This is a genomic window from Fibrisoma limi BUZ 3, from assembly GCF_000296815.2.
Lineage (GTDB): Bacteria > Bacteroidota > Bacteroidia > Cytophagales > Spirosomataceae > Fibrisoma > Fibrisoma limi.
Map to the genome: position 1 here is coordinate 917,309 of NZ_CAIT01000006.1, position 26,543 is coordinate 943,851.

The following is a 26,543-nucleotide window of genomic DNA, read 5'->3' on the forward strand; positions in this document are numbered from 1 at the left end:
CTTATTTATACTTCCTTTACTCTATATACCGCTGATGATAGTACGTGTTCCAACTGGCCTTTTACATGTTCAGCTTTCAGAACGCTACTAAGGGCCTGATTCATTTGAATTAACTCAGCTTAATTATAATGCAACTGACTGTACTGTTTTCAATTAGCCTTTTGACTGTCACCACGCTACATGCGCAGGTTGACACTCTATCTGCTGGTCGTCATCAGGCACAGTACCGGATCGAAGTTGGTGGCCTGGCTGCTTCTACAACTCGCACGCCTTTCTGGCTGAGAGCGAATCAGTATGGTATTGTTCCGGCCAATAGTCCAGGCGGTCTTTTTATTGTCGGTGCTAATGGACGTATAGGCCGGGAGATACCAACCCGGAAGTTGCAGTTAACGTATGGGCTCGAAGCGGTAGGGGTTTTCAGTAAGTCCAGCAAAGTATTACTGCCCGAAGCATACGTATCGGCGCAATTGGGCAAGTTCTACGTATACGGTGGCCGGCGGAAAGAAATTATTGGTCTTGGCGATTCAACCTTATCCTCAGGATTTTACTCCTGGTCGCAGAACGCATTACCGATGACCAAAATACAGATAGGTACGAATGGTTTTGTGCCGCTTGGTTTCACGAATGGGCTCATCGCAATAAACGCCTTCTATTCGCACGGCTGGTTTCCTGACACAGATTCAATAAGAAACTCTTACCTCCATCAAAAAGTATTGTTTGGCCGAATAGGAAAACCCACCTGGAAGGTAAAACTCTATGGAGGAATGGTATACAACGCCCAGTGGGGTGGTGAGTCCAGATATCTAGGTAATGGAGCGTCTAAAAACGGCAAACTGCCTTCTTCTTTTGACGATTATCTGAGCGTTGTTATCGGTCGTCAACCAACGCAACAGGCCGATAATGATATTACGACACATGATGCTCTTAATCGGGTAGGTAATCATGTAGGCTCAATAGATATAGGAGCAGAATTTGAGCTAAAAAAATGGACGCTTCTGCTTTACGATCAGCATCCATTCGAAGACAAATCGGGCTTAACGCTATATAACCTTACAGATGGATTGTATGGTGCGCGGTTAAAACGGCAACCAACCAGTGAGATCGAATCCTTTCAGATTACTCAAATTTTGTTCGAGTATCTGACAACTCTTAATCAAAGTGGTGCTCGTTTACCTACCGGCCAGGATGATTACTTTAATAATTTTCAATACATCGATGGCTGGACCCGCTCAAGACAGGTAATAGGTAATCCATTCATCAGCCCCCGAATGGATGTTCGGCCTGAGGTGCTGCCAACGCAAAGTCGCTACAAACTGTTTGTTGCCAACAATCGAGTTCAGGTAGTGCATATGGGACTGGCAGGTGTCTCTGCCTCAGGCGTAAGCGCTCAGATTAAACTTTCGTACAGTCGTAATTACGGCATTTACCGCGCTCCATTTGAGAAGGCAGTCAATCAGTTTTCGGGCTTATTAGCAGCCACCTGGCCACTCCGATGGCTTGGTGACACCGAGTTAAACTCAGCCATTGCCATTGACTACGGGAACCTTTATTCCAACACATCTGGCGTCTGGATAAGTATACGAAAGCGATTCATGAATGGTTCTTCATCAACAACTCGTCATTAATAGGATTGAAAAGCAACTAATTACAATCAATAACCATCAATAACCATCTATTAACTCTAAGTTTTATGAAGAAAGCACTTGTTTGCGGAGCTGGCGGATTTATCGGCGGACACCTGGTCAATCGTCTGAAGTCAGAAGGCTATTGGGTACGGGGAGTCGACATCAAGGAGAATGAATACGACAATAATAATGCGGATGAATTCATCCTTGGCGACTTGAGAGATCCATCAGTGGCAGCCGATGTAGTAACCAGTGATTTAGATGAAATCTATCAGCTCGCGGCTGACATGGGAGGTGCCGGGTTCGTTTTCACGGGTGACAACGACGCCAGCATTATGCACAATTCTGTTCTTTGCAACCTGAACATTCTTGAAGAAGCCAAACACAAAGGAGTGAAGCGGATTTTCTATTCGTCTTCGGCTTGTATGTACCCTGAATACAACCAGTTAGACCCCGATAATCCGAAGTGTTCAGAAGACTCAGCATATCCGGCGGCCCCTGACAGCGAATATGGCTGGGAAAAGCTGTTCTCTGAGCGCCTGTACCTCACCTATCAGCGCAACCATGGTATTGAAGCACGAATTGCTCGCTTCCATAACATTTTTGGTCCGCAGGGAACCTGGGAAGGTGGTCGTGAAAAAGCACCGGCTGCAGTATGCCGCAAAGTGTCTATGGCTGAAGACGGTGGTTTCATTGAAATCTGGGGGGATGGAAAACAAACTCGTTCGTTCCTGATCGTAGACGAATGTGTAGAAGGTATCCGTCGTCTGATGCAATCAGACTTCTCGGGTCCCGTTAACATTGGCTCAGAAGAGATGATCTCCCTGAATGATTTTGCCCGCATGGTAATCGATATATCTGGCAAAAACATTACCATTAAAAACATTGCCGGTCCAACCGGCGTGCGTGGTCGTAATTCCGACAACCGACTCATTCAGGAAAAGTTAGGCTGGGCTCCTTCTACGCCATTACGTGTAGGCGTTGAAAAAACGTATAACTGGATCACCGAACAGATTCAGAAGAAAGTCAACGTTGAGGAAGCTGTTGAGGTTTAATGGAAAAAATTACAGCGACAATTGCCAACCTTGTAAGTGAGTCAACGGCTCACTTACAAGGTTCAAAAAAGGTGTTCCTGCGTAATGCTGACACTCCTACCAATATTACGCAGGTAGCTTACGGCAGCTTCAAGGCATCCGACTTCTGCGAGATGCACACGCACCCGACCATGGAAGAATGCTTTTACTTCCTGAGCGGAAATGGAATATATACAGTTGGTGATCAAAAAATTACGCTTCAAAACGGCGTTTTTGTCCGGATCCCTGCCGGGATTCCCCATCGTTTGGAAGCCGTGGGTGATCAGCCCTTAGAATACGTATACTTTGGCGTAGCTACCGAGTAAAATAGCACATTATGGTAAGGGTATTGAAGACTCAGTTATATGATGCTGGCCTTAATTCGGCCGTACAAGAAATTATTGATCAATGCGCCCCTGCGAGCCAACGATCCAATAAATGCGTTAGCGCTACAGGTGCCCACGGTATGATCACTGCCATGAAGGAACCTGATTTCGGGCAAATTCTGGATTCATTCTACTGGAACTTGCCTGATGGAATGCCAGGTGTTTGGGTCGGGCGGCTAAAAGGTGCCACGAACATGGACCGTTGCTATGGCCCTGAATTTTTCAAAAGGGTATTCCAGGAAAGTGCAGATAAGTCCGTAAAGCATTTTCTATGTGGGGGCAAAGAAGGCGTAGCCGACGAGCTACGCCAGGCAGTGGCCTCAAAATTTGCCAATCATAACGTAGTTGGCACCTATTGTCCGCCATTTCGTGCCTTATCCGATGACGAATTCAAAGCACTGGGGAATCAAATTAATCAATCAGGAGCTGACATCGTCTGGATTGGTCTCAGCACTCCTAAACAGGAGCGTTTTGCTCAACAACTGAAGAAATATACTTCGGTTCACTTCATCGTAACGGTCGGGGCTGCGTTTGATTTTCATACTGACAAGGTGCAGCAAGCCCCTGCCTGGATGCAGCAATTATCGCTGGAATGGTTCTTCCGATTATTGATGGAGCCTAAACGACTGTATAAACGATACCTTGAGATTGTACCATTATTTATTTACTACAACCTGAAAGATTTTATTTCTGACAATCACCCTAAGGTTGTTCAGAATTCGTAATGATTGTCTAGCAATCCCACAAAACAAAAGAAGCCGTTAAATAACGGTTTCTTTTGTTTTGTGGGATATAAGTTTAAGCTTACGCTACATGTTGCTGTAAAGCAAAGTCATAAGCATTTTTATGCACTTTTGAACATACTACGGTATCAAACTTCTCTTTAGCATCACGCACGTTGTTGTCAGCAAGACGATTTCTTAACACTGGATCATTAATTAGCGTAATCAGGTAATCTACCGCCCTGCTGTTTTGACCGGGGCGGTACAAAAAGCCATTCTTACCTTCTTTAATTATTTCTGGGATTGCACCGACATCGGTAGATACTACCGGCACACCGACCGACATCGCTTCTAATAATACGGTAGGTACCCCCTCTGCCATCGACGACAACAGAAACACGTCAAAACCAGACAAAATAGTGTCAACCGGTATCGTTGATTCAAATAATTTGATTCGTTGCGATAACCCATTTGTCTGAATGAATTGCTCGACCAGGCTTTGATACGTAGATTGGTACGACGGCGTGATAGCCCCAACGATTACGAAATAAACGTCTTTTTCAGTGTTCGACAGTACCTGCTGTGCAATGCGTACAAACTGATCGTGGGATTTTTGTCGATTCCGGTTACCTACCGTACCTATAACGATAGCGTCCTCTGGAATTCCGAAAAATTGCCGGGCTTCCCTCCTCTTTTCATTAGCCCCAACGAAACGTGATGTATCAACCGGCGGATAAAACGGAAAGATTCGGCCCTGAACATTACCATTCAAGTAATGCTTGCGGGAGACTAGCATACCGGTACTCATAATTGAATCCGCCCAGCGTTTGACCAGCTGGCCATAGAGAAAACGCATCGGCGGTGGGGAAAACGTACTGAGCAATTGCCAAACTACTGGAATGTTTAACCGCTTAGCCGCCAGTACCGCCTGAACATTCAGCAACCCGCAGACCTGGACAACGTCCGGCTTAACTTCCTCGATTAACTTCTCAATCTCCCGAACATCCTTAGAAAAAGAGGATACGTATTGAAGATTGTTTTTTAGGAACGAATTGAATCGTAACCGCTTAAAATCGTATTTCAGTATACGAACACCCAATTTATTAAAGTGTTCCTCCCATTTCGATTCAAAATCTTTATGAACGCATAAGACCGTTTCATAGTCCTGATCCCGCAGTGGAAGGAACAGCCGATTCACCTGGTTGTGGGGCCCGCCGTACGTTGGCGTGAACACGAATGTTAACACTCTCTTCATAAATAGCACGTATTTGCTTATCTAATTGTCGAATATCGGCTTCAGGGAAATTGTAATTGAGTTGATTAGAAGTATATAATCTAGAAATTACCTTTGATAGTCCAGCCAACTGCTGCACCGCATCCGTACGTTGCAGATCAACTACGAAACGCTTATCCATTTTCACCTCCTCGGCGAAAGAAACCAGCTTGTTATGGTACGACAGTATAATGAGCCGATTCTGAGTCACTGCTCCCAAAACGGCACTGTGGAAACGCGATGCCAGCAACACTTGACAAGCCTGCATCTGATGAATCAGCGCGTTCAGGTCATTATTAAAGGCATATATTTCTGATCGCACGTTAGATTGCTGTAAACGTTGATGCAATAGATTCATAATCGGTGCATCGCTCTCCCGCTCACCAGACCGAATTACGAATAACCGGATCAGAACATTACCATTATTTGCTTTCGAAAAAGTGATGAGCTCATCGGCAACAGCTTTTGTCAACTCCTCATCCGATACAGCTCTTTCGCTTTGAGAGCTTAGAGAAGTAAGCGAAACGCCGACTATATCCTGCTTTGACACACGCTCATGAGGGTTGTATAGTAGCATTGCCAAGTCAGGATGAACTAGATTGACTTTACAGCCAAGCGCATCCATAACCCGAAGTGAGCTTTTGTCGCGTACCGTTATCGCATCACATAGTCCGGCAAACTGCTTAATTAATAGTTTGGTTACAGGGTGCTTTACAGGTCCGAATCCATTACCTATACAAAGCGTTCGCGCCCCCTGACGTTTTGCCTTAACAAACAAATAGTTGATCCGGAGCAAATAGAGCCAATGACGTAGCAGCCGGACTGGGCTGTAATCATCATGAAAATGAGTTCCTCCACAAAGAACTAATGTATCTTCAGTGCCTATTGGCTTAACAAAATCTGTGTAGCTGCCATGAAAGAGGTTTACATGCTCACCCCAGTCAACATCCACCTCATTTTTGTATTTGATTAGCACATTGCTACCTGAAGGAAGTGATTTTAAGAAACCACCGAGCATTGCTTCATCGCCAGTGTTAAACCCGCCGAAATGGCCTAAAATAAAGTTCTTTCCCATTTATTTTGTTTCTTAAACACCATAAATATAAACAATATATATATGCAAAATAAAAACTATACAATAATTTAAAGTCACTCATAAGCTATAACTCACTGTAAGTCAATAAGGTGCCTAACATGTGCTGGCCGATTAAGTGACAATTTTTTGTGATAGCTAATGAATGGATTAAAACAAACTTCTGCTGAGTATTTCGCGACTTGCACAATCGCATGTATAATATATATTATCCCAATACCTCCGTCTATACGCTATACCTTCTTTTTATTGAAGCCATGTCTGGCCTACAGTCTTTCGCTATAATTTCTACTTAAAAGACTTATTAGTATGATAATTTATTTTTTTCCAATTAATTTTTTAATTTTTATGATACAGTTATAGCTATTTAGCCTTGCATACTTGGATTATCGAGCGTAACAGCGTATTAAGCATTTTGACTTCCATAGACTCTTGTTGTGTGTCTTATCTGACCCAAATTACATCACCCCTAATCCTGCCTAGCAGAAGAGTTGACAAAAGATCAAGACCACATACTTCTGGGCTCAAACTCACCCGAAACAATTATATAGTAATCAAAGGTTAAACCTTAAATCCCATAAACTCACCCCAGCTCTAAACCAAATATTATTCTGCCAAAATCAATAATTTTATATTTATACATAATGAAATTGATTAACAACTAATGAAATAGGCATAGTCACTTCATAAATATTCTTTTTTCTAATAATTTGACTAATGATTAATTGCATTTTAACCAGCCAGCTTCAAATGAGAGTTTCTCAACTTATTTGACTTAATCGCAGCATAAGTATAAATAATTAGATATATATAAATTAAAAAAACTTATAAATAGTATGTCTTATACGATTGGTCATATATTTTTTACTATAAATGACAGGTGAGATATATTATTTTATCAAATTTAATACGTTTGATTTTAAGGTATCTTTAATACACCAAACTATTTTAATTACTGGTTAATTCGCTGTTAATTAGTTTATAATTTATGTTTAAGAGCTTGTTAACCAGCGTTTAAGGTTAATTTTATGTAGGTACATCAATTTTGTCTCAACGAAAACGGACAAAAAAATGTACCTCATAAGCACCACTTCTACGCATCTCGCAAAGTTTTTACCAATGCTGACTCTGATTGTTATTACAGGCCTAATGACTGCTTGTGATCAGCAGATTGATCCAATCAAAGAATCGACAGAAACTAATATAGCTTCGGCTGCTCGTACTGCTGATACAAATGCAACGTTAAAATCGACAGCCACTTTCCCAATAGGTGCTACCCCTGGTTCTTGGATTTCTAAAAAGACGAAAGGTTATCAAATGTTTGAAAGCAATTTCAGCTCAAAAACTGTGCATGCTTACATGAGTATTGAAAGTGCCGAAAATAAGTTTAACTTTCAAGAGATTGATTATTGGGTCAAATGGGCTGAATCGAACCCCATTCGGTTACATGGGCATTGCTTGGTATTTCACACGGGTGCACCAGATTGGATGCTTCAATATAAAGGAACTACAGCTCAATTTGAACAAATGATTAAAAATCACATCCAAACAATAGTATCACGTCATAAAGGAAAAATTAAAAGCTGGGATGTTTATAATGAAGTATTTACTAGCAAAGGTGGTATTGATCAAACAGCGTTTCGTAAAATGTATTCAAGTGATGAAGATTATATGAAATTCATCAAACGTTGTTTCCAGTGGGCACATGAAGCCGATCCTAAAGCTCAACTGTTTTATAATGATTATTCGCTTGAAAATTCTCAAGCAAAATTAGATGCAGTTATCAAAATGGTTGAAGACTTTAAACGTAGTGGTGTACAAATTGACGGCATTGGCTCACAAATGCACATTAATTTAAATACGTCTGAGGCTGGAATTAGGAATTCTTTTTTAAAATTAGCAGCTACAGGCCTGCTAGTTCATGTCTCAGAGCTTGATGTGGCATTGAACCCCAGTAATGATGCTAACTTAGAGATAAATCAACAGTTATTAAACGCACAACGTTCTAAATACCAATCTGTCGCATCTTTATATAAGCAAATAATACCAGGCCGTTTACAACATGGAATTACTGTTTGGGATTTTAGTGATGCAGATAGCTGGATTGTAGCTCAAAAGAAGAAGAAAGACGCTCCTTGCATTTTTGACGCCAATTATAACAAGAAACCAGCTTTTTACGGAATTCTTGATGGGCTTAAAAACTAATATTCAAATACGTATCTTATCTATTCTTAAATGCAAATAACCAGAGCAAGAATGTTCTGGTTATTTGCATTTTAAAAGGCGTTGGTGGGTTAAAAAAAGTTAAGAGTCATATCATCTCTTTAGTCGACAAACTACAAAATGATGCACTGACAGTAGAATGCGCTGACTATGACCCAATCGGCTACAATTGCTCTGGTGATCCAATTTGCGAATCTTTCAAATTATGAATACCATCGTATCGCAACTTCGTACAAACTGCTACAGGGCCGCCAGCGCGGTAGAGCAACTCACCACAAGAGTGGCCCCATTGGCAGAACTTCTATGAGTATTTTAACAAATAAAAACATAGGTCCTTTAGAACAGACTAATCTGTTGCTTAATAAAGCTCCAGAAAAGCTGAACCCTCGATACTCTATCTAATAGCAGAGCGGGTGCTAAATGCACCTATATTTTATCTTCTAAATATCAAGAGCTATGCTTAATGCACGTCAATGTACGCAAACAGCAACTCTCGGCTGAGACTTATGGACGGTATTGGAAAGTTATGGAAGGTTTGAATATACCGAGCTGACGAGGCTAATAGTCGAACTGTGCCAACTTCGGTGGCCGAAAGTATCAGCTCACTGGTTCGCCACTGAGGCTATAACAGATTAAAGCCGATCTCTCTATAAGTAATTGACACTTTCTTAGTTCTTATATACACTCGTAATTTTATTATAAAAAATTTTCATCAGTATAAAACAGCTAAGTGTCGCCTGGATCATCTCCAAGTAATTTTCAAAAAATGAAATAAAAACAAAAAAAAGTATTGAACACGATAACATAATAGCAATATCTCTCTCTTGTATTGAATTAAGGCTTTTAAAAACTTCATACTTTCTCCTAATGAATATTAAGCCTTTAATTATAAAGTATATGACAATTGAAAATAAAATGATACCTAACTCAATACAGAGAGACATTAATGAAAAAAATGTTCTACTTGCAGCTCCATGTACTGTACTTTTATCAGTCTTCATAGAATAATAAACTTCAAAAGCATAATTTTTAAAGTAGGATGATTTTTCTATTGAAAAGAAAGGAATCGTTCGATTTTCGTCTAATCCTCCTAAGTATGTACCCGATGCTATAAGTCCAGCTCTGCTAGAAAATTGACCTGGACCTGTACCAATAAGACTTATATCAAAATGATCCTCATATAAATCTACAAAAGCCATTTTCATAGCAATAGTCTTAAATGATTCACCGGTAGAATAGAGATTGAAATAATGCGAGTATAAATATACATTGTTAGGGTTTAATAAATAAAAAGCGGTAAGCGTTATGGCAACAACTGGAATAATGACAAAAGAATATTTAATAGCTTTTTTCAAATCGATTATTACTAGTGAAATTAAAAAAGCTAAAAAAAGTGACACTAATGCATGGTGAACTCCTGCTAGTACTGCAGCAATACTTCCTATCAATACTACTCCATATGTTTTCTTTGTTTTATTGGGATCTGTCATGATGAATAACATCATAATAAGAATATTTATTACAAAATATGCATTACCTATGCCCCTATCTCCTTCTAAATTGAATGAAAGAGGAACGATAGTACCTTGAATGAAATCACCCATATCAACCGAATAACTACCAAATTTTACATAAGCTATTAAGAACTGAATAATTCCAAAAACACTTTGAAAGATTACGACTATGCGTAAAATTTTATAGATTTTATATTCATAAGTTAGCGACAGTTTTCTATTAGGCATTGCAAACAAAAACAAAAATGATCCATATGTGATAATAGCGAGTATACCATTAGAAAATATAAAATCTTCTCTTAGAAAAAAATTTATACCAATAAAAATAGTACACGCTAAAATGCATTTAATAAGATTTAAGGTCAAATTGTAATAATTGTAAACAATAAATGTATACAAAACTAAAATATAAGGGGCAGCATATGCAAAAGCTTTAAATGGAAGCCAAGTTAAAATTAGTGATAATATAAATACTTCATATATCATTTTACTATAACTATCATTTATAACAATCCTTTTTTCTAAAGGCATTGCTCGATACATGTTAGTTGCAAAAGTTTCCATTTCTTTAAAATTTTATGAATTAAAAAGCTGAGTCTTCCTTTGATTCTAAGCTACTTTGTAATAATTTTTTCTATTCATTCTCACCCCTGACATAAAGAAATAAATTGAACACATCATATTTAAGCAATTAATTGTAAAGTAAGAAAATACTACCCCTTTTAATCCAAAATGATAAACAAAATATACGCAGAATATTGATAAAATTGCATTGAATAGGTTAATCTTAGTAACGTATTCTGGCTTTTCTACAGATCGAAAAAAAGCCTTAAATACGTTAGATATTATTTCCGGAATTATACCAATTAATAAACCAGAGATTAAAAACGAATCAATTAAATATTTATTATTATATATATATAATTCAATGTAACCTGAAAAAATTATCACAAAAAATAAATACAATAGAGGTAACACTATGAATAATAATGAAATTTGTTTTATGAGTTTAAACGGATTCAAAGCATTTATAAACACTGGTACAAGTAAACTAACGATTGCAATGTTTAGATGTGTAATGGGCAATGCAATATTCTGTAATGCTTTTAATTCCGCATTCAATTCTTTTGAATAAAATATTGGCAAAAGTACAAAGTATATATTGCTTGGAATCCATGATAATACCCCTGAAGTGATACAATGAAAAGCGTATTTTTTTGTTTATATAAAACACTAAGAAATTCTTTGCATTCATCAACTTTATACAATAATGTTCTGAAGTTTGGGTTAAAAAATATTACAGGGCTTATGCATATAAAACTAGAAATATTCAAAACTAAAAAAGAATTTAATAAATTTTTATCAAAAAATTTCTCTAACATGTATAAACCTAATATTAGAAAAAAGCAATAACTCATGCTTATTTTCAATGAATATTTTGGAGATAAAATTGCTAAAAAATGTCTTTTATAAAAGTAAATTACACAAGTTATAATTATAAATGAAAAATATATTAATATATAACTAGTTAATAGTAAACCTACCGCTGTTATAAAAATTGAAAAAAGTAGCAGAAGGTTATAATAACTTGAATATAATTTAGTGTAGTTATGAGTATCATCCATAGTGTTCTTGTAATAAATATATGGCTCTAAAAATATAGATGTAAAAACAATACAAATTAAGATATATATTGAATAGAGCGTTCCGAACAAACCATAATCTGCCGGGATAAGTAGCTTGACAAGATATATATTTAGTAAGAAGTTACTACCTGAAAATAACACTTGATCAAGAATAGCGACTCCACCTTTCTTTAATAAAGAACTCATTATATAATTGTTAATGCTCATAATAACCCTTATTACTATACAATAAGGGTTATTATGGTATTGACGTTTAAAATTCGGTACTAGCCAGATAAAAATTAAAACGCATTTTTATCACCTTGAACCATTTTCGCAGCAGTCCACCAGCAAATTTTCATATCCATCCAAAACGTACGTTTTTGAATATAGAAATGATCGTATTTTACACGATGCTGCATTTGTATTAGTTTTGATGTTTCTCCACGGCAACCACGAGATTGAGCTAATCCAGTTATACCCGGCTTTACTGCATATCGTTCTGGATAACCAGGCATAGTGTCCCAGTGCTGAGCATCAAGTTGTATAGGATGAGGTCGCGGTCCAACAATACTCATATCTCCTAACAGGACATTTATAACCTGCGGAAACTCATCAAGATTAGTTTTGCGCAAAAATGCACCAAAGCGAGTGATACGTGCATCATTTTTAGTAGCCTGCTTGAAAGTTGCCTTAGGATCATAAGTCATTGTTCTGAACTTAAAGCACCGAAATGGCCGACCATTTCGTCCAGTTCGTAACTGCATAAAAAATACTGGTCCGGGAGAAGTTATCTTAATAATCAATCCTATTATCAGACTTACCCAAGACATTACGAATAGTATTACACAAAACGAAATGAAGATGTCAAACAGACGTTTATCCCATCCTTCTTTTTGGCTTGAGACTACGCTTTTGCCAGTTACATCAGATACCGGCTCTACGATGAGTGTAGTAAGGCTGAGCATACTTACGATTGAAAAAGTACAATGAGTTACAATTCTGCCTGGTGAATTAATACTTATTGGGACTTATTCGATTTGTAGAGGATCTTTTTAGAACCGGTAGAATCTTCTTCGTAATAGCCACCATAGCTATATCCATAGTGGTAAGTCTCGCCACCATCAACAGCGTTTAAAATCAAGTTTAATCGCTGGAATCGCTGTTCCTTATACAGTATATCCACCATTTTCAAATAATTCTTTGGCGTATGATCATGGCGCACCATAAATAGTGTTGCATCTGCGTAAGGAGCAATTAACTGTGCATCTGTAACGAGGCCGATTGGTGGCGAATCTACTATTATGTGTCTGAATCGCTCCCGTAACTCTTTGAAAAGTTGTTCTAAGCGTGGGCCGCTAAGTAATTCTGCCGGATTAGGAGGAATAGGTCCACAGGTTATTATATAGTAGTTATCATGACCAGGTACTAATTGTAAAACATCATCTAGTGATGCCTCTCCAATAAGGTAATTACTTAGCCCTATCCCCTTAAGAATGTTTATTGAAGCATGGAGCTTAGGCTTACGAAGGTCCATTTCTAATATCACTGTAGGTTGCCCTACAATGGCCAGGCTGGCACCTAAGTTCAGCGAGACAAACGACTTCCCTTCTCCACTTATACTGGAAGTAAATAGCAATACCTGACTTGCCGTTTGATCATTACGCAGGAATTGCAGGTTAGTACGAATCGTTCGAATTTGTTCAGCAATAACCGATTTGCTTCTCGACAAGACAACAATCGGTTCGGTGTGCTTATTCTGAACGACTTCCCCTAAAATAGGCACTTGTGTTGCCTCTTCTACATCTGAACGACGATTAACTCTGTTATTAAGTACATCTTTTGCACTGATAACACCAACTGGAAATAACAAGCCTAATAAACCAAAAAGAAAAAATACTGTGCTTTTTACAGGTTTGATTGGCAATGCTCCACTACGTGGTAGATCAATGGTACGACTATCAGCAACAGTTGATGCGTATGATAAAGCAGTCTCTTCACGCTTTTGTAACAAATACGTGTATAGATTATTTTTTATGGCCTGTTGCCGAGTAATATTCAGTAATGCTCTTTCTTTACTCGGTACTGTCCGGATCTGGCTCTCCAGCCGACGATTTGTAGCTTCGAGTTTACGCTTCGTACTGACTAAAACCCTCTTCAACCCTTGAATATTCTCTCTTATGCTTTTTTTCGTAGCATTGATCTGAGAATCTAACGATTGAAGTAGAACGTTTTTTTCAGTTGTCGTTTGCGCTAATTGATCACGCTTCAATTCAAGTTCTGTCAAGTTACTTAATAAGCCAATTAGAACAGGATCTTCCAGACCAACAATGGCTGGTGCAGCTCCCCGCTCAGTAACCTTGCTTTCAATGTATCGTTCGACATCTTCTATTGCTGCTAATTGAATTGAAGACTCATTCAGATCAGTATCATTTTGTTTAACTGTTTCCAGAAAAACCTGTGCCTGTGTTCCTAAGTCGGTAATCCCTTCACTGGCTTTATATATTTCAACATCTTTTTCAACAGATGTTAATTCCCCTGAAATCAATTGGAGCCGATCTTCAATAAATTTTAGCGTGTTAGCTGCTACCTGATTTTTATCAAAAATTGCAGCTTTATTATATTCCTCAACCAGTTCATTTAACATTGCCTCTCCTTTTTCAGGCACGGCATCTTCAAGTGTAATTACAATAACAGTAGACGCTTTACTACTTGCTTCTGCTTTTAACTTCTTTAAGTAGTCTTCAACTGCTTCTTCTTTTGGCGAAACTTCTACCAACAAATCATCCGACAGGGTGCTCGACGTTGGTTGAGTCACAACCCGAAGCTTTCCATACGGAGTCTGAACACTTTGATTAAGTACGTACTGCTGATCATTAATATGAACTTTTTGCTTATCGAGCTGAATCTTTAAGTCTGTTTCGTACAAAGACGGATCAGCTTTTTCAACAATAAGTCTAAATGGGGATTCTCTGAAAATTTCTCTTTTACCTGTTGAAGTTAACTGATAGTACTTTACATCAAGCCCTAAGCCATCTACTACCTTTTCCATCAATGAATATGATTTCAACACTTCAACCTCATTTTCAATGACTTTTTTGGGAGTGAAAATGTCTAGCTCTTTCAAGATATTATCTTCGCTGAGCCCCTTCTTTTCATCTTTAATAAGTAAGCTGGTTGAAATCTTGTAGATAGGCTGCTGATATTGTAAGTACATGTATGCCCCTGCCAGTGCTAGCACCACAGAGAGAATAAACCATTTCCAATGTCTTAAATACCGCATCAGCACCACTCGTAAGCTTGGCGAATTGTCCGATTCGTAGACCTGATACGGCGTATAGGTGTAATTGTTCGACGTTGTCATAAATCTTCTGAATTGAGTTGGACGAGAGTTTCTAAAAGCGGGATGCGATGATTGCCAGAAAGGAAAGAGCGCTCAGGACGATTGGCAGTAGCTGGTTGGTACGGTCGGCGGTGGCAGCTTTCGCTTTACCCGGCTCTACATACACTACATCATTAGGATGTAAGTAGTAATAGGGCGACTTGAAAACATCCCGCTTTGTCAGATCAAGGCGAGAAAAGGTTCGCTGGCCATTTTCTTCGCGAATAACCAGTACGTTATCCCGGCGGCCGTAGATAGTAACGTCGCCTGACAGGCTTAGAGCTTCCAGCAGCGTAATCTGTTCGTTCGGGATAGTGAACAATGCAGGACGCATGACCTCGCCCATCACCGAAATGCGAAAGTTGAGATTACGCACATTTACGGTTGGCTCCTTAAGGTAATCCTTAACCTTATCGCGGATAACATCTTTAATCTGGCTGGTCGTTTGATCTTTTACGTGAAGCTTTCCAATAACGGGTAATTCAATATCACCTGCGTTGTCGACCAGGTAACCTGTCGATGGTGGCAGTGGAGTCGTACTACCCGGTGTATTCATTTGGTTACCCCGTTCAGCAGCTAGTGCGACGGTCGAATACGGATTAAAAAATGATGAGGCCTCGGGATTAAGGCTGCTGATCTGAATAGAAAGTACATCCCCAGCCTGAACGGTGGGTGTATACTTACTGGCAACGGATGTTTTATCCCCTTCTCCCGTACCGTCTTGAAAATAAACTAACTCACGCGTTGACACACAGCTAGTGAGTGATTGACTGCTTAGTATCAGCAAACCCAGTATAGCCGTCAGAAAAATCCTTCTTTTACTGATTGTTGGTCTTATTTGCATGTCAATGTTTTGTTATACGCAAAGGATTTGTAGAGCCGCTCCAGCAGCATTACCACTTTAACATAAAGAGTCTATCGAATTTTCAGCACCTCAAATTTTTCTTCTCACTATCTGTTATACGAAACATACTAGTTATCATTTGCACAGTTGAAGTAAACAACAGTTCAAACTTACAAATTTTTTATATCGAATAACAACAAATATTTAGTTTACACTTTTAAATTTTCGTAAATAAATGCGTAACTATCTGTATACTAGGGGGTAGATTGCGAAAGTGCATAGATTATTATAAGAAATTTATTAAACATTTAAATATGTTTATTCTATTTTATTGTATTATTACAAGTATTTACGTTCAAATTACTAGGTAATTTTATCACATACTTATCTATTTGTTAGGCAAGGTCTTTTAATTAATTTACTGTTATCTCTAATTACTAAATTTATATGCTGCCTATTGATACTTTTCTCTATTTTCAATAAATATTAGGCGTTAGTTAGCCATTATACCTTTAACTTGCCGCCCTTAAGATCTATATCTATAGTAGAGTGTGGTGGTTATTTTACTCAATCGGTATTATTGGTAAGGTTATGAGACAACGAATCGCTGGTATCATACTCCTTTGCTATTTCCTTTCTCTCTCTCTTTTTGCTCAGACCAGTCGGATTGTTACTGGTCATGTTCTCGAAAAAGGGACCGGCTTTCCCTTGTCAGGCGCAAGCGTTGTTGTCGCCCAGACCGGTCTGGGAACCCGAACCGATGCAACAGGTTTCTTTTCAATAAAGGTGTCTCGGTCCGACAGTATAACTCTGGCAATCTCGCACGTTGGGTATATGAACACCGTTGTTCCCCTCACCGACCACTCCATGGCGGAGCCTGTGACTATCGTGCTGTCGTCAGGCCGTACGCTGTCTGAAGTAACCGTCAGGCCAACTACAGCCGATACAAGGCTAAGCGAGAATTTGTCGTTGAGCCAAATGTCCATTTCTCTCGACCAACTGAAGAAGGTACCGGCTTTGCTGGGCGAAAAGGACGTATTGAAAATAATTCAATTGCTCCCTGGTGTTCAAAAAGGAACAGAAGGGGGCACGGGGGTGTACGTACGGGGAGGTGGGCCAGACCAGAACCTGATCTTACTGGACGATGCGACTATTTATAACCCTAACCACCTTTTTGGCTTCTTTTCGGCATTTAACGGCGACGTTCTGCAAAGCGTTGAACTGACCAAAGGTGGCTTCCCTGCCCAATACGGGGGACGGCTTTCATCGGTCATCGATATGAAGTCGAAGGTAGGCGATATGCATAGGCTTCATGGCGGGGGAAGTCTTGGCCTGATTGCCTCCCGGTTTATGCTGGAAGGCCCTCTGCTCAAACGACGGGTTTCTTTTCTGATCGCCGGCCGACGCAGCTACTACGGCCTGCTGACCCAGTGGCTGACCCAGCGCGATCAGGCCGATCAGCTACCAAACCGCACTTGGTTTCATGATTTTAACGCAAAGGTCGATGCTGACTTAAGCCCGAGGGACCACCTAACATTTAGTGGTTATACGGGGTACGATATGTTCAGGGGGCAACGTACCGACGCGTCGCGGACGTTTCTGCAATCGGGACTGGATTGGGGTAATACAACAGCTTCACTGCGGTGGCAACATCGGTTTTCAAACCGAATGAGTAGTAATTCTGCGCTGATCTACAGTCGATATCAATTGAAAGTTAATACGCAGGAAGCTAATGTTACTTCGGATAGTACCACCCAGTTATACCAGCTTAAGTATCAGTCAGGCATCAGGGACCTGACCTTCAAATACGACTGGCAACTGCAACTGGGCAGTAAACACCAGATCCGCACTGGTCTGCGCAGTACGTACCACCAGTTTACGCCCAGTGCTATTGTCGAAACAACCCTGAATGCCCCGGTAACCTCCGACTCAAACGAGCCCATTGATGTGCTTGAATCGGGGCTTTACGCAGAACACGACTGGTTTCTGGGGCAACGGTTACACCTGAACAGCGGCCTTCGCCTTAGTCACTACCTCCACAAAGCAGTGCAGTTCATACGGCCCGAACCAAGATTTTCAGTAGACTATCGATTCTTGACAGGGTATTCGGCGAAGGGGTCATTCACCATGATGAATCAATACGTCCACATGCTCTCCAACACCGGTACGGGCTTATCTACCGATTTATGGGTTCCCACAACCGATCGGGTTAAACCTGAACAGGCCTGGCAGATAGCCGCGGGAATGAGCAAAACGTTTGGGCGATCGGCCACCTCGTCACGTAACGTGACTGTGTCAGTCGAGGGATACTATAAAACCATGAATCACCTTATCAGCTATAGGGAGGGATCCAGTTTTCTGCTCCCGGGCAACGCCACTAAAAGCCAGAAGGCCCGCTGGGAAGACAATGTCACGGCGGGACGGGGCTGGTCGTCCGGCCTTGAACTGCTGCTACAGAAAAAAGAAGGCTCTTTCTCGGGCTGGATTGGGTATACCCTATCACTCACCCGCTGGCAATTTCCGCAATTGAACAGTGGGCGCCCTTTCTTTCCACGCTATGACCGCCGACATGACGTTGCGCTTGTCGGCATCTATGAAATAAGCAACCGGGTCCGCCTGTCGGGTACGTGGGTATATGGCACTGGCCAGGCACTCACGATTCCCCTGGCCCGGTACACGCTTCACATCAATAATCCGGAGCGGAGCCTGAATTCAGGCCAGCCCCTATTCGGTGATAGCCAGCCCACCAAAGAATATAGTGGCAAGAATAAATTTCGAGCCGAGCCGTATCACCGGCTCGACGTCAGTCTGCAGATTGGCAGCCGAAAAAATGACCAGCGTAGTACGTGGGAGTTTACGGTGTACAACGCCTATAATCGGCGCAATCCTTTCTTTTATTCGATGGAAGGCAAAGTAGACGCGCAAAACAAGCCTTCCCGTACGGTCCTCTACCGGTACTCTCTCTTTCCAGTTATCCCCACCATTAATTATTCATTCAAATTTTAACGCCTTATGTAACGTCTTCTGAAGTTTTTATGAATGTGTCTGTATGGTGCGGCATTAGTCTTCTTGTTCTAACTGGCTGCCAGAATCTCCGTCAGGAGGTTGATCTGGATGGGCTTACCCAACAACCTAACAAACTGGTTGTGTCGGCCTTTATCTCTCCGCAGGATACTGTTTTGACGGTGAAAGTTAATCGTACCCGCCCAATTGGGGACCCATATAGTGCAACCAGTGGACTCGTCACCGACGCCAACGTTACGCTGACAAACGCAGGGCGTTCTCTCTCGCTGCTGTATAATGACGATCAGCAACAGTACCAGGCTAGTCCGGCCCGCCTACCAATACGTAGTGGACAGACGTACACCCTGACGGTTCAAACGCCCGACGGTCTGCGGGTCAGTAGCAGTTGCACCGTTCCCCCTACGGTTCCGGTTCAAAAAATTGTGCTCGATTCAGTCCAGGAAACCAATGGTAACAAACAATATGTAGTTCAACTCGCCTGGCGGGATCCGTCGCGCACAAAAAATTACTACCAGACAATCGGTGCGTTTACGTACCTGCGCAGTTGTGTAACCTGTTCACCCGCCGAAAAAGCCAGTCAACGCCCCGTCAGGGCACCGATTGCGTTCAGCGCCCCTGCCAACCTGGGTGGCCTGGTCAGTGATAACCTGCGAGATGGTTCCGTTCTTACGTCTGAGTGGGGACAGCTCCAGGCCGACTCAACCGACAAAGCGACCAGTACGTCAAAAACCATCTTTCGTGATTACTATGCTAGAGCCACGGTCATGGCCGTACTCCTTCACGTTGATGAAGCCTACTACCGGTACCATGCTGCGGCCGAGTTGGCGGCCCGCTATGATGGTAATCCTTTCGCCGAACCTGTCATGATTCCGAGCAACATCAAAAATGGACTTGGTTGCTTTGCCGCCTATAATAAATCTACGCTGCTTGTTACCCTGAAACGCTGATAATCAGAACCGTAAGCCGGTAAAAACAAAAACCCGCTGATGGAGCGGGTTTTTGTATCACAATTGGTTTTGTTAACCAAGATATGTCTTCAGCGCTTTTGAGCGTGATGTATGACGGAGCCGACGAATGGCTTTCTCTTTAATCTGCCGAACGCGTTCGCGGGTCAGGTTAAACTTCTCACCGATTTCTTCGAGCGTCATGGCGTGTTCACCATTCAGACCAAAGTACAGCGTAATCACATCGGCCTCACGCTGGGTAAGCGTCGACAGCGCCCGTTGTACTTCTTTACGTAACGAATCATTGATCAGACCCGAATCCGGTTTGTCTTCCCCATCGTTTTCCAGGACATCGAGCAGGCTGTTTTCTTCACCCTGCACGAACGGCGCATCCATTGATACGTGACGACCGGAAATTTTCAGGGTGTCTACAACTTCAGCGGCCGAGATCTCCAGCACAGCGGCCAGTTCTTCCGGCGACGGCTCCCGTTCAAACTTTTGCTCCAGGTCGGAGAACGTCTTCGAAATCTTGTTCAGTGAACCAACCCGGTTGAGCGGCAGACGGACAATCCGTGATTGCTCGGCCAGTGCCTGCAAAATCGACTGACGGATCCACCAAACGGCGTAGGAAATGAACTTAAATCCGCGTGTTTCGTCGAACCGCTGAGCAGCTTTAATCAGACCCAGGTTGCCCTCGTTGATCAGGTCACCCAGCGACAACCCCTGGTTTTGATACTGCTTAGCCACCGATACCACGAAGCGCAGGTTGGCTTTGGTCAACCGCTCCAGCGACAATTGGTCGCCTTCGCGAATCTTTTGGGCCAGCGTCACTTCCTCATCGGGCGTGAGCAGGTCCACCTTACCAATTTCCTGCAAGTACTTGTCTAACGACTGACTCTCGCGGTTGGTAATCTGTTTGGAAATTTTTAGCTGTCTCATATTACTTTGTCCCCGTGCGGGTGGCTATATAACGCTTTGTTATGACGATGCATTACACAAAAAAGTAACAAATCACTCTGCTTTTTTGTTCTCTGGCTTCGGCAGCAATGCTTTACGCGACAGACGGTATTTTCCAGTCTTTTTATCAATGTCAATTAGTTTTACCCGTACTTCTTCACCGACTTCTAATACCCCATCCATACTCTCCAACCGCTCCCACTTGATCTCGGAAATGTGCAATAGCCCATCCTTGCCTGGCATGAATTCAATGAAGGCACCGAACGGCTGAATGGTCTTCACAACGCCATCATAAACCTCACCTACTTCCGGTACGGCAACGATGCCTTTTACCCGACGGACGGCCTTATCCATGCTGTCCTTGTTGGTCGCGAAGATGCTCACCCAACCGGCATTATCATGCTCGTCGATGACCACCGTAGCCCCAGAATCCTTCTGGATGTCCTGAACCACTTTACCACCCGGTCCGATCACGGCGCCAATCTGGCTCTGGTCAATCTTAATCACCACCGCCCGAGGTGCATGCGGCTTCAGATCCGAGCGGACTTCCGAAATGGCTTTCTTCATTTCGCCCAGAATATGCAGACGACCGGCACGAGCCTGCTCCAGCGCCTGAGTCAATACCTCGTACGATAAGCCATTGACTTTCATGTCCATCTGGCAGGCCGTAATCCCGTTCTCAGTGCCCGTCACCTTGAAGTCCATGTCGCCAAGGTGATCTTCATCACCGAGAATGTCAGACAGAACGGCGTATTTATCCGAACCGGGTTCCGTATCGGTGATCAGCCCCATAGCGATACCCGCAACCGGTGCTTTAATTTTTACGCCAGCATCCATCAGCGCCAGCGTACCCGCGCAAACGGTCGCCATCGACGACGATCCATTCGATTCCAGAATATCAGATACGACCCGAATTGTGTACGGGTTTTCAGAATCGGGCGGCATCACTTTCTTCAGCGCCCGGTGCGCCAGATTACCGTGCCCGATTTCCCGACGACCAGGCCCACGGTTGGGCTTTACTTCGCCGGTTGAAAACGCCGGAAAATTATAGTGCAGCAGAAACTTGTTGTACCCCTGGAACAGCGGCTGATCGACGATCTGCTCGTCCATTTTCGTACCGAGCGTTACGGTCGTGAGCGACTGGGTTTCGCCCCGCGTAAACAAGGCGGATCCATGTGCCATCGGCAGGAAGTCGGCTTCGCACGAAATCTGACGAATCTGATCAAGTGCCCGGCCATCCAGGCGATACCGTTCATCGAGTACCAACCGGCGCGACGCTTCCCATTCCAGATCGTGGAAGTAGCGCTTCACCAGATCCAGATTCACCAGCGAATCTTCGGGGAACGTAGCAATATACTCATCCCGCACCGCCCGGAAAGACTCCGACCGGCCTTTTTTGCTGGCATTCTTCTGGCGGGCTACCTCATAAATTTTATCGTAGCAGTATGCCCGAACGGCCGCCCGCAGTTCTTCGTCGTGCGTTTCGTGGCTGTACTGACGTTTTTCGGTTTTACCAACCTTGGTTTCCAGTTCCTTTTGAGCCTGGCAGTGCTGTTTAATGGCGTCGTGCGCAGTTTTAAGCGCTTCAACAACTTCGGCCTCTGAGCACTCGCTCATTTCGCCCTCTACCATACAGATGTCGCGCTCCGTGGCTCCAACAATCAGGTCCAGCGTTGCCCGCTCCAGTTCTGAGGTTTTCGGGTTGATTACATATTGTCCGTCAATTTTAGCAACCCGTACTTCAGAGATTGGGCCGTTGAACGGAATATCGGATACGGCCAGTGCTGATGAAGCCGCCAGAGCCGCCAGTTGATCAGGCAGCACTTCGGGATCAGCCGAAATCATGGTGATCATAACCTGTGTATCCGCGTGATAATCTTCGGGGAAGATAGGCCGCAGCGCCCGGTCTACCAGGCGGCTGATCAGCACTTCGTGGTCGGACAGTTTGCCCTCCCGCCGTTGAAAGCTGCCCGGAATTCGGCCGGCAGCAGCAAATTTTTCCTGATAGTCAACCGAGAGGGGCAGAAAATCGACGCCCTCCTTGGCTTCTCTGGCCGATACGACGGTGGCCAGCAACATGGTATTTCCCAGCCGGACAACTACCGCACCGTCGGCCTGACGGGCCATTTTTCCGGTTTCAATGGTAATTTCACGACCGTCGGGAAGTGCAACTACTTGCGTGGTGATTTGAAACATACAACAGTTAGAAAACGCCCTCAACAGCTTTAGCCTCGTTTACTTTCTTTCTCCGACCGCTTACACCGCTTCAGTAATGAAAAGATAAAAATGAGGGAATCTACTGATAAGCAGATTCCCTTTTGTTTGGATGGTCCGTTTATTTCCGGAGTCCCAGTTCGGCCAGCACGGCCCGGTAGCGGCTGATGTCTTTCTTCATCAGGTAATCCAACAGACGTCTGCGCTTACCAACCAGTTTCAGCAGGCCTAGGCGGGTGCTGTAATCGTGCTTGTGGACCTTAAGGTGCTCCGTCAAGTGATTAATCCGGTACGTGAACAGCGCAATCTGGGATTCGGCCGACCCAGTGTCAGTTGCAGTTCTAGCCTGACCCTGAGTGGAGAAAATCTCCTGCTTTTTCTCGGTCGTTAAATACATCTTCAGACAGCGTTTATAGTCAAAAATTATTTCGGGTGCAAAGATACGAAAAATCCAATAATACCCGGTAAAACCGACTGGATTTTACAACATTTCGGCCGGCTGTCCGGTCTGTACAACCGGTTTGTTGCGCCCATTGCGCCACTTTTTCTTAAGCCGCTCCCAGGCAATAACGTAGACGTCCTTGTCGAACAGCCGGGAATCATGCCGAGCCTGCCGCATCAGGTACAACCCAACCGGAAACAGCACAAGATTGGCCATCCAGGCACCTGCAGGGACCCAAAGTAACCCATCTTTCGCGTATTTATCGCCGGTCAGCGTCAGAACGTACAGGAAGATAAAAAAGACAATCGACACCAGCACCGGAAGACCAAATCCTCCTTTTTTAATGATGGCTCCCATCGACGCACCAATCAGGAACATAACAAAGACGGAGATCGCCTGGGTGAACTTATGGTGGCTCTCCAGTTGATAACGCCACACGGTCTTTTGCTTTTCGGCGAGGTACGTAATGTTCGAGGACGTGTACGACAGAATATTCTGGGCCTGGCTCAGGGCTGTCTGGGCCAGTTCGGGTGTGCGAACTTTTTGCTTTTTCAGCAAGGAATCGACCCATTTACCATCCTTGATCGGTTTTGCGCTGACAACTGGATCGTTCTTAAACTGATAATTATAGTATTGCCGCGAGGTACTGGCAATGCTCAGGCTGGTGTTTTTATAGTCCTTGCGCAGCGAATCGGTCAGCGTTTTCAGTTCGCCGAGGTTCTTCATATACTCGTGGTATTCAAACTGATTTTCGTCGGTCCGCTTGATTCCAAATGATTCCAGACTGATCACCAGTCGATAATCACGAAACCCGTTCCGGACAAACTGCCCGCCTTTTGCCGAAGCGTTGCTGGCGTAGTTAATCGAGCTATTATCGTTATACTCCTGGTAATCATTACCGTTAAACAACTCGAACACCAGATACGAACGATCTTTGTCAGTATACATCCGCCCTGAATCGGCCAGGATGATCTCACGGTTGCCGGTTTCGATTCCGCTCGTTGAGTGCTTATAGATTACCAGGCCCCGCAACGTTTTACCGTCTTTTTCTTTCTTGTCGACTTTAATGCTGTAGCCAGGCAGGTCATTGTAAAAAATCCCCTCTTTCAGGTTGAGCGTTGCTTTGGCCGTTTTAATATCATACAGCAGGCTGTACCCCTTCAGATTGGCCCAGGGCGATACGTTGTTATTGAACCAGAACGAGAAGCCACTGATCACGATTGCCGCCAGCAGCAGCGGCCGCATGGCCCGGGTGAGCGAAATGCCGGCACTTTTCATGGCCGTCAGTTCAAAAAACTCGCCGAGATTTCCGAAGGTCATCAGCGACGACAGTAATACCGCCAGCGGCAGGGCCGTTGGAATTGTCAGCAGGGCAAAGTAGAAGAGCAATCGGCCGAAGGTGGCCAGATCAAGGTCTTTGGAGACGAACTCGTCGATGTAGAACATCAGAAGCCGCATCAGGAAAATGAATATGACGACGCCAAGCGTCAGCACAAACGGCCCCCAGAACGACTTCAGTATTAATTTATCAATCTTTTTCATTCAAGCCTTCCGTGTGGTCTCTGTTCAGAAACATTCGTTTCGTTACTAACGAAACCGGTTATCAAACCGTCACAGAAGCCCCGGAATCTAACAATTTTTAACTTCCTACAATTTCACGGAGCTTTTCCAATAAACCGTCCCAGAGGTCTTTCAGTTCAGCCTCATCACTGTTTGCCGAGTAGTCGGTAATGCGGAGGTAAGTAGACTGAGTCAATTCGCTCTGATCCACCCGAAAATCAATGTAGTTGTTGTCAGAGCCGTTGTCGGCTGTGTCCAGGAACTCGAACCGAACCCCTTTGTTCTGTCGCAGCGAAACCTGCCGGGCAATGTGGCTTTCGTTGTCCCATTGAAAATCAAATCGCTGCTCGGGTAACGTATTCACTTTATTAGCAAACCACTGCGATAAGCCTGATGCGGTACTAATATAAGGAAACAGCATTTTCGGGGACGCCCGGAGTTCGTATTCGGCGACAAATTTATATTTCTCCATAACAGAAAATTATAAGGGTACTCGAGCAAAGGTAAACGAAAATTTTTGCGAAAGTCAACGCGATATGTTGTGCCAAGTCAATTTTTGCCTACTTTTGTGGTACGAAAACGGCGGGGTAGCTCAGATGGTTAGAGCGTAGGATTCATAACCCTAAGGTCGGCAGTTCGATCCTGCTCCCCGCTACTACTCATGCGCTCATTGAACAGGCCTTCAATGAGCGTTTTTGTTTTAGAAAGTTGCCACTGCCATTTACTTTATACGTCTAGTTTATGCCTTGAATAATTGCATCTAATTATATACCTCTCTTTGTTACCGTATAAAATATTTACTAACAATTAATATTATATTGTTAACAAGATCATATATTTGCCTCAGGCCATTTTTAAATGCCTCTTCCAGCTATCTTGCTCATCTATACTACCATCTATTTGCCGAAAAAATCACTTACTCAATTTCCTGGTCAGGGGACGGTTTTCATTGGTCAGATGTTGTGGCTATTCCCTGTAAAAGTGTGCAAAGGTCAGCCTTTGGGCAGGCAATCAGCATTAGTTCACTTGTAATCTATTTACGCCTTACGCTAATTCAAATCAGGCTAATGTTTTAAAGCCTGAACCTGTGTGGAGAATATAGCGCTTTCAGTCAAACGTATAGGCCCATTCGTTAACGTAACAAAATGACAGCTTTTGTACCCACTGTTCTTACTCCATTGATATATGTGATCGACGATGACCAAGATGATTGTCTGTTCGTTAAGATGGCTCTTTCACATCATTATCAGCATTGTGTCGTACGAACATTTCAGGATGGTTCTTCATTACTGACGCATCTTACACACCAGTTGGATGTCCGCTTACCCGACCTGCTTGTGCTGGATCTGGATATGCCGATTCTGACTGGTTTTGAATTACTAACCTTTCTTAAAAAGAATAGCGAATACAAAACCATTCCGATTGTTGTGGTGACCGGTTTGGAGCAGAAAGAAGCGATGGAACGGTGTCTCGCGCTGGGTGCAGCGGCTTACCTGCCCAAAAAGATTGTTTACCACAAGCCCAGCGCTACGGTCGACTGCCTTAAACCGTACTGGAGTAGTCTGGGTAGTCAACCGCTTTCGGCTCAATTCCTCGATGTCCAGGATTTACCGAGTAATTAAGTGAGTCAGGATAAGTATGA

19 protein-coding genes and 1 tRNA gene are annotated in these 26,543 nt (G+C 43.0%); 9 read left to right on the forward strand and 11 right to left on the reverse strand.

Features of this window, described 5'->3' with window-relative positions:
• Positions 1–128 precede the first annotated feature (128 nt).
• The 4 genes from BN8_RS11740 to BN8_RS11755 all read left to right on the forward strand — a co-directional run bounded on the left by BN8_RS11740 (position 129) and on the right by BN8_RS11755 (position 3,809).
• Positions 129–1,625 (forward strand): capsule assembly Wzi family protein, encoded by a 1,497-nt coding sequence (locus BN8_RS11740; protein WP_009282090.1) that lies wholly within the window; start codon positions 129–131, stop codon positions 1,623–1,625.
• Positions 1,626–1,690: 65 nt separating this feature from the next.
• Entirely contained in the window at positions 1,691–2,680 is a 990-nt protein-coding gene (locus tag BN8_RS11745) for an NAD-dependent epimerase/dehydratase family protein (RefSeq protein WP_009282091.1), read from the forward strand.
• Positions 2,680–3,024, forward strand: coding sequence for a cupin domain-containing protein (locus BN8_RS11750; RefSeq protein ID WP_009282092.1), 345 nt, complete (start codon positions 2,680–2,682; stop codon positions 3,022–3,024). Before BN8_RS11745 ends, BN8_RS11750 begins: the two co-directional genes overlap by 1 nt.
• Positions 3,025–3,035: 11 nt before the next feature.
• Positions 3,036–3,809 carry a WecB/TagA/CpsF family glycosyltransferase gene (locus BN8_RS11755; RefSeq protein ID WP_040005753.1) on the forward strand — a complete coding sequence of 258 codons (774 nt, stop codon included), beginning with the start codon at positions 3,036–3,038 and terminating at the stop codon, positions 3,807–3,809.
• A 79-nt stretch (positions 3,810–3,888) separates the two neighbouring features.
• Here the strand turns inward: BN8_RS11755 and BN8_RS11760 are convergent, their stop codons facing one another.
• Positions 3,889–5,004 (reverse strand): glycosyltransferase family 4 protein, encoded by a 1,116-nt coding sequence (locus BN8_RS11760; protein WP_040005754.1) that lies wholly within the window; start codon positions 5,002–5,004, stop codon positions 3,889–3,891.
• Positions 4,964–6,154: a polysaccharide pyruvyl transferase family protein gene (locus BN8_RS11765; RefSeq protein WP_040005755.1), complete on the reverse strand. Its 1,191-nt coding sequence runs from the start codon at positions 6,152–6,154 to the stop codon at positions 4,964–4,966. Before BN8_RS11765 ends, BN8_RS11760 begins: the two co-directional genes overlap by 41 nt.
• Before the next feature lie 1,137 nt (positions 6,155–7,291).
• Here BN8_RS11765 and BN8_RS11770 point away from each other — a divergent pair.
• Entirely contained in the window at positions 7,292–8,377 is a 1,086-nt protein-coding gene (locus BN8_RS11770; RefSeq protein WP_192579044.1) for an endo-1,4-beta-xylanase, read from the forward strand.
• Positions 8,378–9,063: 686 nt separating this feature from the next.
• Here BN8_RS11770 and BN8_RS11775 read toward each other — a convergent pair.
• The 4 genes from BN8_RS11775 to BN8_RS11800 all read right to left on the reverse strand — a co-directional run bounded on the left by BN8_RS11775 (position 9,064) and on the right by BN8_RS11800 (position 15,760).
• Entirely contained in the window at positions 9,064–10,473 is a 1,410-nt protein-coding gene (locus tag BN8_RS11775) for a hypothetical protein (protein ID WP_009282098.1), read from the reverse strand.
• A gap of 1,363 nt (positions 10,474–11,836) precedes the next feature.
• Positions 11,837–12,502 carry a sugar transferase gene (locus BN8_RS11790; RefSeq protein WP_040005757.1) on the reverse strand — a complete coding sequence of 222 codons (666 nt, stop codon included), beginning with the start codon at positions 12,500–12,502 and terminating at the stop codon, positions 11,837–11,839.
• A 53-nt stretch (positions 12,503–12,555) separates the two neighbouring features.
• Positions 12,556–14,898, reverse strand: a complete 2,343-nt coding sequence (locus BN8_RS11795; protein ID WP_009282100.1) for a GumC family protein — start codon at positions 14,896–14,898, stop codon at positions 12,556–12,558.
• A 31-nt stretch (positions 14,899–14,929) separates the two neighbouring features.
• Positions 14,930–15,760, reverse strand: a complete 831-nt coding sequence (locus BN8_RS11800) for a polysaccharide biosynthesis/export family protein (RefSeq protein ID WP_009282101.1) — start codon at positions 15,758–15,760, stop codon at positions 14,930–14,932.
• Between the two features lie 591 nt (positions 15,761–16,351).
• Between BN8_RS11800 and BN8_RS11805 the strand changes: the two genes are divergently transcribed.
• The gene (locus BN8_RS11805) at positions 16,352–18,766 is read left to right on the forward strand and encodes a TonB-dependent receptor (protein WP_009282102.1); all 2,415 of its coding nucleotides are present in this window, start codon (positions 16,352–16,354) and stop codon (positions 18,764–18,766) included.
• 29 nt (positions 18,767–18,795) lie between these two features.
• Complete coding sequence (locus BN8_RS11810) at positions 18,796–19,731, forward strand: DUF4249 domain-containing protein (protein WP_009282103.1); 936 nt, start codon at positions 18,796–18,798, stop codon at positions 19,729–19,731.
• Between the two features lie 72 nt (positions 19,732–19,803).
• On the opposite strand, the gene BN8_RS11815 is transcribed toward BN8_RS11810, so the two are convergent.
• The 5 genes from BN8_RS11815 to BN8_RS11835 form a co-directional block, all read right to left on the reverse strand.
• Positions 19,804–20,667 (reverse strand): sigma-70 family RNA polymerase sigma factor, encoded by an 864-nt coding sequence (locus BN8_RS11815; protein WP_009282104.1) that lies wholly within the window; start codon positions 20,665–20,667, stop codon positions 19,804–19,806.
• 72 nt (positions 20,668–20,739) lie between these two features.
• Positions 20,740–22,881, reverse strand: a complete 2,142-nt coding sequence (gene pnp / locus BN8_RS11820; protein ID WP_009282105.1) for a polyribonucleotide nucleotidyltransferase — start codon at positions 22,879–22,881, stop codon at positions 20,740–20,742.
• A 139-nt stretch (positions 22,882–23,020) separates the two neighbouring features.
• Positions 23,021–23,296 (reverse strand): 30S ribosomal protein S15, encoded by a 276-nt coding sequence (gene rpsO / locus BN8_RS11825; protein ID WP_009282106.1) that lies wholly within the window; start codon positions 23,294–23,296, stop codon positions 23,021–23,023.
• 84 nt (positions 23,297–23,380) lie between these two features.
• A complete protein-coding gene (locus tag BN8_RS11830) occupies positions 23,381–24,883 on the reverse strand; it encodes an LptF/LptG family permease (protein WP_009282107.1) in 1,503 nt (500 codons plus the stop codon).
• A gap of 97 nt (positions 24,884–24,980) precedes the next feature.
• Entirely contained in the window at positions 24,981–25,373 is a 393-nt protein-coding gene (locus BN8_RS11835; protein WP_009282108.1) for an START-like domain-containing protein, read from the reverse strand.
• A 109-nt stretch (positions 25,374–25,482) separates the two neighbouring features.
• Here BN8_RS11835 and BN8_RS11840 point away from each other — a divergent pair.
• Positions 25,483–25,556: transfer RNA gene (locus BN8_RS11840), tRNA-Met, on the forward strand.
• A gap of 490 nt (positions 25,557–26,046) precedes the next feature.
• Positions 26,047–26,523, forward strand: a complete 477-nt coding sequence (locus tag BN8_RS31685) for a response regulator (RefSeq protein WP_009282109.1) — start codon at positions 26,047–26,049, stop codon at positions 26,521–26,523.
• The last annotated feature ends 20 nt before the right edge of the window (positions 26,524–26,543 follow it).

Bases quoted from the DNA above. Each gene is read 5' to 3' on its own strand.
- BN8_RS11740 (WP_009282090.1), top strand. From the start codon at position 129: ATGCAACTGACTGTACTGTTTTCAATTAGCCTTTTGACTGTCACCACG.
- BN8_RS11745 (WP_009282091.1), top strand. From the start codon at position 1,691: ATGAAGAAAGCACTTGTTTGCGGAGCTGGCGGATTTATCGGCGGACAC.
- BN8_RS11750 (WP_009282092.1), top strand. From the start codon at position 2,680: ATGGAAAAAATTACAGCGACAATTGCCAACCTTGTAAGTGAGTCAACG.
- BN8_RS11755 (WP_040005753.1), top strand. From the start codon at position 3,036: ATGGTAAGGGTATTGAAGACTCAGTTATATGATGCTGGCCTTAATTCG.
- BN8_RS11765 (WP_040005755.1), bottom strand. From the start codon at position 6,154: ATGGGAAAGAACTTTATTTTAGGCCATTTCGGCGGGTTTAACACTGGC.
- BN8_RS11770 (WP_192579044.1), top strand. From the start codon at position 7,292: ATGCTGACTCTGATTGTTATTACAGGCCTAATGACTGCTTGTGATCAG.
- BN8_RS11775 (WP_009282098.1), bottom strand. From the start codon at position 10,473: ATGGAAACTTTTGCAACTAACATGTATCGAGCAATGCCTTTAGAAAAA.
- BN8_RS11790 (WP_040005757.1), bottom strand. From the start codon at position 12,502: ATGCTCAGCCTTACTACACTCATCGTAGAGCCGGTATCTGATGTAACT.
- BN8_RS11795 (WP_009282100.1), bottom strand. From the start codon at position 14,898: ATGACAACGTCGAACAATTACACCTATACGCCGTATCAGGTCTACGAA.
- BN8_RS11800 (WP_009282101.1), bottom strand. From the start codon at position 15,760: ATGCAAATAAGACCAACAATCAGTAAAAGAAGGATTTTTCTGACGGCT.
- BN8_RS11805 (WP_009282102.1), top strand. From the start codon at position 16,352: ATGAGACAACGAATCGCTGGTATCATACTCCTTTGCTATTTCCTTTCT.
- BN8_RS11810 (WP_009282103.1), top strand. From the start codon at position 18,796: ATGAATGTGTCTGTATGGTGCGGCATTAGTCTTCTTGTTCTAACTGGC.
- BN8_RS11815 (WP_009282104.1), bottom strand. From the start codon at position 20,667: ATGAGACAGCTAAAAATTTCCAAACAGATTACCAACCGCGAGAGTCAG.
- pnp (WP_009282105.1), bottom strand. From the start codon at position 22,881: ATGTTTCAAATCACCACGCAAGTAGTTGCACTTCCCGACGGTCGTGAA.
- rpsO (WP_009282106.1), bottom strand. From the start codon at position 23,296: ATGTATTTAACGACCGAGAAAAAGCAGGAGATTTTCTCCACTCAGGGT.
- BN8_RS11830 (WP_009282107.1), bottom strand. From the start codon at position 24,883: ATGAAAAAGATTGATAAATTAATACTGAAGTCGTTCTGGGGGCCGTTT.
- BN8_RS11835 (WP_009282108.1), bottom strand. From the start codon at position 25,373: ATGGAGAAATATAAATTTGTCGCCGAATACGAACTCCGGGCGTCCCCG.
- BN8_RS31685 (WP_009282109.1), top strand. From the start codon at position 26,047: ATGACAGCTTTTGTACCCACTGTTCTTACTCCATTGATATATGTGATC.